7 protein-coding genes are annotated in these 7,410 nt (G+C 70.7%); 2 read left to right on the top strand and 5 right to left on the bottom strand.

Features of this window, described 5'->3' with window-relative positions; genetic code table 11:
• Positions 1–80: 80 nt before the first annotated feature.
• From ACOJUJ_RS03975 to ACOJUJ_RS03990, 4 genes are all read right to left on the bottom strand, one after another.
• On the bottom strand, positions 81–1,523 hold the full coding sequence (locus tag ACOJUJ_RS03975; RefSeq protein WP_420125549.1) for a TolC family protein: 1,443 nt from the start codon (positions 1,521–1,523) through the stop codon (positions 81–83).
• Positions 1,524–2,056: 533 nt separating this feature from the next.
• The gene (locus ACOJUJ_RS03980) at positions 2,057–2,743 is read right to left on the bottom strand and encodes an HAD family hydrolase (protein ID WP_420125550.1); all 687 of its coding nucleotides are present in this window, start codon (positions 2,741–2,743) and stop codon (positions 2,057–2,059) included.
• A gap of 36 nt (positions 2,744–2,779) precedes the next feature.
• The gene (locus ACOJUJ_RS03985; protein WP_420125551.1) at positions 2,780–3,604 is read right to left on the bottom strand and encodes a DUF5715 family protein; all 825 of its coding nucleotides are present in this window, start codon (positions 3,602–3,604) and stop codon (positions 2,780–2,782) included.
• A 327-nt stretch (positions 3,605–3,931) separates the two neighbouring features.
• Positions 3,932–4,444 carry a hypothetical protein gene (locus tag ACOJUJ_RS03990; protein WP_420125552.1) on the bottom strand — a complete coding sequence of 171 codons (513 nt, stop codon included), beginning with the start codon at positions 4,442–4,444 and terminating at the stop codon, positions 3,932–3,934.
• Positions 4,445–4,553: 109 nt separating this feature from the next.
• Here ACOJUJ_RS03990 and ACOJUJ_RS03995 point away from each other — a divergent pair, with 109 nt between their 5' ends.
• Together ACOJUJ_RS03995 and ACOJUJ_RS04000 are read left to right on the top strand one after the other, a co-directional pair.
• Positions 4,554–5,177, top strand: a complete 624-nt coding sequence (locus ACOJUJ_RS03995; protein ID WP_420125553.1) for a TetR/AcrR family transcriptional regulator — start codon at positions 4,554–4,556, stop codon at positions 5,175–5,177.
• A gap of 296 nt (positions 5,178–5,473) precedes the next feature.
• Entirely contained in the window at positions 5,474–6,670 is a 1,197-nt protein-coding gene (locus ACOJUJ_RS04000) for a hypothetical protein (RefSeq protein ID WP_420125554.1), read from the top strand.
• Here the strand turns inward: ACOJUJ_RS04000 and ACOJUJ_RS04005 are convergent.
• Positions 6,667–6,837 (bottom strand): hypothetical protein, encoded by a 171-nt coding sequence (locus ACOJUJ_RS04005; RefSeq protein ID WP_420125555.1) that lies wholly within the window; start codon positions 6,835–6,837, stop codon positions 6,667–6,669. The genes ACOJUJ_RS04000 and ACOJUJ_RS04005 overlap by 4 nt on opposite strands.
• Positions 6,838–7,410: the final 573 nt, after the last annotated feature.

The following is a 7,410-nucleotide window of genomic DNA, read 5'->3' on the forward strand; positions in this document are numbered from 1 at the left end:
ACGTTGCCTGATCGCACGCGCGTTGCCTCTCATCGAGCACTCTCGCAGTTCCGTACTCTCGTACTCCGTACTTTCGTACTTCATGGCGTGGGCAGCGGGCGGCCCAGCGCACGCGCCAGCTCCGCCGTGGCCAGGTACAGGTCGAACGTGGCGCGCGCCTCGTTGGTGCGCGCGGTAAGCAGCGCCAGCTGCGCGTCGCTCACCTCCAGCTGCGTACCCAGCCCGCGAGAATAGCGCAGCGCGGCCAGGCGAAACGCCTCCTCGGCCTCGGCCACGGTCTGGCGCACGGCGTCAAAGGTGGCGCGCGCGGCGTCCATGCGGGTGCGGGCGCGGGCCGCGTCGGCGCGGGCGTTCTCCGCCGCCTGCACCGCCTGCAGGTCGGCGATGGCGGCTTGGGCGCGCACCTGGCGCAGGTCGTTGCGCGCGCGGTTTCCGTCCCACACCGGCCAGCTTACCGCGACCTGCAGGGACCGGTCCGAAAACCAGCCGCCGTTCTGCTGCGTGCACACGCGCCCCGGCTCGCTGCCGTCGGGGCAATCCACCGTGTCCAGGCCGCCGGGACGCACCGGCAGGCTCCAGTTGAGCGGGAACGCCTGGTAGCCCTGCACCAGGTTCACGGAAACGGTGGGGAGGAGCGCGGCGTTGGCCGCCCGCAGCGAGGCGTCGCCCGCCTGGGCGCGCAGCCGCGCCGCGCGGACGGCGGGCAGCGCGTCCAGCGCGGCGGAATCCACCAGCGCGGCGCCGGCCAGTGCCTCGGCCGAGGCGCGGACAGCGGCGGCGTCCAGCTCCGTGCTCAGCCGCAGCGGCTGCTCCGGCGGCAGGTTGGTCAGCCGCCGCAGCTCCTGCAGCGCCACGTCGCGATCGCCGCGGGCCTGGATGAGCGCGGGGACCAGGTTGCTGCGCTCCACCCGCGCCCGCAGCACGTCGTAGCGCGATCCGCGCCCGCCCTCCTCGAACTGCTCCGCCTGGCGCACCCGCTCCTCGGCCAGCAGCAGGTTCCTTTCCTGGATCCCCACCAGCCGCACGGCCAGCTGCGCCGCCAGGTAGGCGTCCAGCGTCTGCAGGCTCACGTCCAGCTCCGCGCCCGTCACTTCGGCCGTAGCCGCGTCGCGCAGATTCGCCGCGGCGCGGGTGGCGTTGCGCACGCGGCCGCCCTGAAACAGGGGGACGCTGAGCGTGGCGTTGGTGTTGTAGGTGTTGGGCTGGTTGAAGATCTGCCCCACCGCTTGGGCCCGGGCGTTCTCGTACACGTGGCTGAAGGTGCTGCTCAGCCGCACCGTGGGCAGGCCGCCCGCCTTGGCGCTCCCCACCGCGGCGGTGGCGGCGTCCAGGCGGCGCGTGGCCAGCCCCACCTCTTCGCCGCCGCGCGCCAGCTGCAGCGCCTGCGCCAGCGGCAGGTCAAGCGTGTCGCCGCCCTGCGCGGCCAGCGGCGCCGCCGCCAGGGCCGCAAACACGAACGCGGCCCCGCGGAGTGCGCGGCGGCCTGCGTCGAAAGGTGCCCTGGAGGGCCGGATGATGTGCATCTATGTCGTGCTCCGGGTCCGCCACGGGGCGGACGGGGGTGCTTCGGATAAGGCAGAACCGGCCGGATCTGTATCCAAGCCGTTGAAGCCTGCTAATTTAGCCGCAGAGGTGGACGGATTCAACCCGCGCGTTCCACGGCTCAGCAGGTTGGACACCGCAGGGAGCCGGAGCGTTGGATGAGGGATGGATTAGGGGGGAGGGCGTCGATGGAGCCGTGGGAGCACTTCGAGAAACCTGCGGTGGCAACCGGCGGCGTGGTCACCGGGGTGGGCCCACCCCGGGTGGGCTAAAGCCCACGGCTGGAAAGGCCATAAGCCCTGTCCCGGCTCGCTGGCGCTCGCCGAACGGGGCTTCACCTGCTCGTGTGGGCCACGCCCGTCGCGCGTGAAGCGTAAAGCGGCAGCCCAGAGCCGTCCACGCGCACTCCACCTTCGGGTTTCACGGCACCCGCCAATCCGCGAAGGCGGATTTCGTGTAGTTGTTGCAGCGAATTCATTCGCCCTTGCCGGCCGCCACACCCAATCCGGCCTCCTCAGCACCACGTCGCGAACGCGCGCGTGACGTCGGAGGGGCGGCCAAAGATCCAGTCGGGGTTCATCGCCGCGATCTTGCGAACGAACTCCTCTGCCTCGCCGGGCTCGGTCTTGGCCCACAGCGCGGCACCGATGCGCATCCCGGCGTTGCGGCCGGCCTTCATGTCCACCGGGCTGTCGCCGATGTAGACCGCCTGCTGCGGCGTGATCCCCAGCGCCTCCACCGCCGCCAGCAGGCCGCCCGGGTCGGGCTTGGCGGCGTGCACGTCGTCGTCCGTGATCACCACGTCCCAGTTGCCTACGTCCGAGTACACGCGCGTCACGTCCCACGCGTCGCGCCCTTTGCCCGTTACAATCCCCAGCCCCAGCCCGGCGGTGTGGAGCGCCGTCAGCATCTCGTGCACGCCGGGGTAGATGTCCTCCGACATCATCATGAACAGCTCGCCGTATAGCTGGGTCATCTGGGCGTGGCACTCCAGGCCGCGCCGCTCGCCCAGCCAGTCGGTCAGGAAGCGGCGCTCGGAGGCGGGGCGGCGGGCGGCGGTCTCCTTGTCGGTGGGTGCGTAGCCCAGGTGCGGCTCCAGCGCGCGCCGGTAGCACTCCAGGTACAGGCGATAGGTGTCGATGAGAGTGCCGTCCAGGTCAAACAGGATGGCGGCGGGCGGCGCGAGGCGATGTGCAGACACGGGATGGCGGATGGGGGCGCGGGCCGGTGCGGACGATCAGCCCGGCCCGTGGTGCTTGGCGATGCGCCAGCCGACCAGAAAGAGCAGCGCGATGGACGAGATCAGCACCAGCACGGTGGACGGCTTTGCGGCCTCCGGCTGCGCCGCCGTGGGGCGGCTCGCCTCACCGACGCGCGGGGCGGCGGGGGCGGAGGGCTGCTCCGGCATCCGCTTTGGCCGCAGCACCGTGGGCGAGGCGGACGGGCGCTCTTCCGCGGGCTTGTTGCGCGCGGCGAAGGCACGGTAGGCGTCGGGAAAGACGGCCACGTGGTAGTGGGGCGGATTGCGCTCGCGAGTGGCGTCGAGCACGGCCTTTTCCTCGAACGCCAGCAGCGCCTTCTCGAACCACTTCTGGCACTTGCTGTTGCGGCTGATGCGGAAGTCCACCGCCATCCCGGCCGGGTGCACCGACAGCTTGTGCGCGTTTCCCGGCTGCTCCGCCCGCGGCCGGGTAAGGCTGGTGACGACCAACTGCTCGCCGCAGCCTTTCCGATACTCGGCGGACACGTCCTCCACGAACGCCTTTACCTCCGGGCGCGTGTAGGGGTAGCTCACCTTGGCCAGCGTGTAGTCCGCCCCGCCCGGCAGCCGCACCAGGCGCTCCTTGCTCACCAGATCCGCCACCGCGGCGGGCGTTTCGGCGAAGGTAAAGTCTTCCGAAACCGCCACCGCGTACTGCCGCTCCATCGAGGCCGGCGAGCCGCGCATGGTGACCGACGCCTTGGCCGGCGCCGACATCGACACGCCCACCGCCACGGCCGCCAGCACCATCGCGGGCAAGGCCGCCTGCGCCATCTTCTGCCGGATCGTACTACGCGCCACTGCCTGCTCCCTCCATCATGCGCCCGCCGTCCCGCCGAGGGCGAAAGCGTGATGCAGGATGGGGTCCACCAGATCGGCAGCATCCGCCGTATCTGGTTGCCTGTAAACGCGTTCGCCGGGATTCGCCTGTTCCCGGGCGACTCCGCGGGCGGCATGCGAGGCAAAAAGATGGGCCTCACACGGAGTTAACGGAGTCAACGGAGTTTGATCTCGGTGCTCCGGAGAGTTCATGCCGAGTCCCGTTCGAGATCGCGCATCCGCTGTCTTCCTCGCAAATGGAGAAGTAGAGGGTGTGGGTGGATGGAATCAGACGGCCAGGGATGAGGATCACACGTAGCGGCCGATGGCCATGCAGGCCACGGCGGTCACCAGCAGCAGCATGGCGATGCGCGTGGCCCAGCGCGCCCGCGTCTGCAGCCGCGCCATCCGCCCGGCTTCCTCCGTGCTGGGCGCACGGGCTTCGGCGCGCAGCCGGCCGCCCAGCGTCCCCAGCGCGCGGCTGGCGGGGCCGCCAACCAGGGCGCCGGTGAGCAGCGCCGCCACGCCGGCCACCCCGCCTACGCCGAAGGCCATCCCCTGGTCCGTCCGCGAAAAGGCGCCGCCCGTCAACGCCTGCATCCGCGCAAAAAGGGCGACGCCGGACACGACGGTGAGCACCGCCGTCCCCATCAGATACCCCTGCGCGCGCCGGCCCACCATCAGCCGCTGCATGAAGCCGCCGGCGTCCGGCCCCTGCGCCGCGGGGACCACGAAGCCCGCCAGCATGACCGCCGCCCCCACCCACATCGCCCCGCCCACCACGTGCGCCACCCGCAGCCCCAGCAGCATCGCGTAGTCCATCGTCCCCGCCTCCGTCCAGAGAATGCCCCCGCCCCGACCGCCGCGGGAGCGTTGTGGATCGGGTTGACTGTGCGTACAGTACAACCAATTCACAACGGGAGAGATGCGGATGAGCCCACGCCCCTACAACAGTTCCCAGCGCCGCGAGGCCGCCGAAGCCACGCGCGAGCGCATCGTTGCGGCCGCCCACGCGCTGCTGGCAGACCCCGTGGGCGTGAGCGCGTTTACGGTAGAAGCGGTGGCGCGGCGGGCGGGGGTGGCGCGGATGACGGTGTACAACCAATTCGGCTCCAAGGCCGCCGTGCTGGAGGCGCTGTTCGACTGGCTGGCCGCGCACGGCGGCATCCACGGTCCGCGGGGACTGCCCCAGGCCGTGCGCGAGCCCGACCCGCTGGACGGACTGCGGATGATGTTCGAGGCGATGGCGCGCTACTACTCCGTGGACCGCACGGTCAAGCGGCGGGTGCACGCGCTGGCCGCCCTGCAGCCGGACGTGGGCGATGCGCTGGCCCTGCGCGAGGCACGCCGCCGCCCCGCCATCCGCGCGCTGCTGGAGCGCATCGCCGCGGCGCGCGCGCCCTGGCCGCCGGGGCCACGGGAGGAGCTGGAGCAGCTTCTGTTCACGCTGACGAGCTTTGATGCCTTCGACGTGCTGGCGGGGCCCAGCCGCACGTTCCCCGAAGTGGCGCCGCTGCTGGCTTTCGCCGCGCGGACACTGGTCGCGGCGGAGTGATCCCGGCGTCGTCCACGGCCGTTCCTCGCCGCCGGCGGCCTGCCCCCGCGTCCGCCGGTGACGCGGCGAAACCGCCGGTCGTCAACGGGGTTAGATAGGGGATCGCAACAAAGGGGTTGCGCTAAACGCCGTGTTGCGGAACATTCCACCGTTGGGCGCGTTTACAGTCGTAAACCGTTGCACCATCTTCCGTTCGTTTGGCGACATAGCCCTTGATTCCCTCCACGCGCTCTGCCCATCCGCCGGCCCGCCGGCGCACGCGCATTCCCCCCGCACTCACCCGCGGCGCCGAAAGCATGCCCGCCATCGGCATCCTGGACGAAGTCCCGGGTGACCTGGGGGTGCTGCTGTGGCGATCCGTACGCAACGTGAACCTGTGGGCCGCCACGCCGCCCGCCGCCCGCGGCGCCCTGTTTGACGGGGGCGCCGCCGACGTTCGCGAGGCGGATCTGTCGCGCCTGGAGGTGGAGGCAGAGATCGCCGCCCCCCTTTCGGTGATGGTGCGGCTGCTGGAGTCGCCGGCGGGGATGGACGTGGGGCGGGTGGTGAACGCCTGCCGCCGCGTAAGCGTGTGGGCAGAGCAGCGGGGCGCGCTGGCCACGGCGCTGGAGTTCATGCAGACCGCCGCGCTGTGCGCGCCGCAGGTGGCGGCGCTGGCGTACGCCGTGGGCCGCCTGGCCCGCCGCCGCGCCGAGTACGACCGCGCCGAAAGCTGGTTTGGACGCGCCGTGGTGCAGGCGCGCCGCACGCGCGACTGGCGCAGCTACGCCCTGGCGTTCTCGGGGCTGGGCAACCTGAACGTGCAGAAGGGCAACTTTCCCACGGCCAAGCGCGCGCACGTGCGCTGCCTGCGCGCGGCCCTGCGCCACGACCTTGTCGACCTGCAGGGCAGCGCGTACCACGACCTGTTCGTCACCGAGATCGAGACGGGCGCAGGCGCCGGCGCCGACGCGTTCGCCGAGCAGGCGTTCCGCGCGTACGGCGAGGGCCATCCCAAGGTGCCGCGCCTGGCGTACGACGTGGCGTACCACTGGATGCTGGAAGGCTTTTTTGGCGATGCGCTGCGGCTTGCGCAGGCGCTTGGGCCGCACTTTGAAGCCCCCGCGGAGCAGGCGCTGGTGGTGGCCCTGGTCACCCGCTCGGCGGGTGGCGCGGGCGACCGCGGGGCGTTCGAACGGGGACGGCGGGAGCTGGAGGGGCTGCTGGCCGGCGTCGGCGAGGACGCGGCCGCCCGCGCGCTGCTGGGCGTTGCGTACGGGGCCGCCAGCCTGCACGACTGGCAGACCGCACGGACGTATGCGACCCGGGCCCTCGACCTGGCGACGGAGCGCCGGGAGGGCCGGGTCGTGCTGGCCGCCGAGGCGGCCCTGGAATCCGTTTCAGCGCGGTTGAGCGCCCAGGCCAGCACGCCACGTCCGTCCGCCACGCGCCTGGCGGATGCGTTCGTCCAGGCGCTGACCCGGCCTGCCGGCGGGGCGCTGGTAGGCGCCTAGTTGCCTGAGCCCATCGCCCCGCCGCCACGGTTGGTGGTGTCGGGCGGCGGCGCATCGTCAAACGCGGCGGCCGGGGGGGTGTGGATCTCGGGGGCGGTGGCGGAGCTGGTGCAGCCGGTCAGGGCGGCGGCCACCAGCAGGCCCGCGAGCAGGCCGCGGATCTTCATAGGGGTGCTTCTCCAACGAGGGGACGTAAAAAAGGGCGTGGGGTTCACGCCTGGGCAGAAACTAGGGAAATCCCGTCCCCACCAGCTTACCTCAGCCGACACATACCGCATCTTTCCCGACAGATCGGGCCGGAAACACCGTTCAGGTGCACTATCCCATAAAATGTCGTAAGTCGTTGCTACCGCCTACGTTGCAAAGCGGCCGCTCCCATCGGACCGTAACGCACGGCTGACGGAGGGGCTTGAAAAAATTGCAAACCGCGGTTTGCAGTGCAGATTGCGGTGGGTGATACGATCCAATGTAACAGTTCCTGATGCAGAGCGCACACCTTTCCCGAGGTGTGCGCTATTCGTTTTCGCCGCCTCGGGAAAGCATCTGCCGTATTCGCTCTACGGGACAAGGGTGGCCTCACGCAGAGTTGCCAGAGTCGGCAGAGTTGAGTCCAGTCTAAAAAGCCTCTTGGGTTTCTGCAGATTCTTCTTGGATATTGCCTAAGTCAATGATATATTGTGATTTAGACATCGTTCCCCCTCTCCCCGCCGCCCCTGCACCTACCGTGTTTCGTCCGAACG

The organism is Longimicrobium sp. (assembly GCF_048594345.1).
Lineage (GTDB): Bacteria > Gemmatimonadota > Gemmatimonadetes > Longimicrobiales > Longimicrobiaceae > Longimicrobium.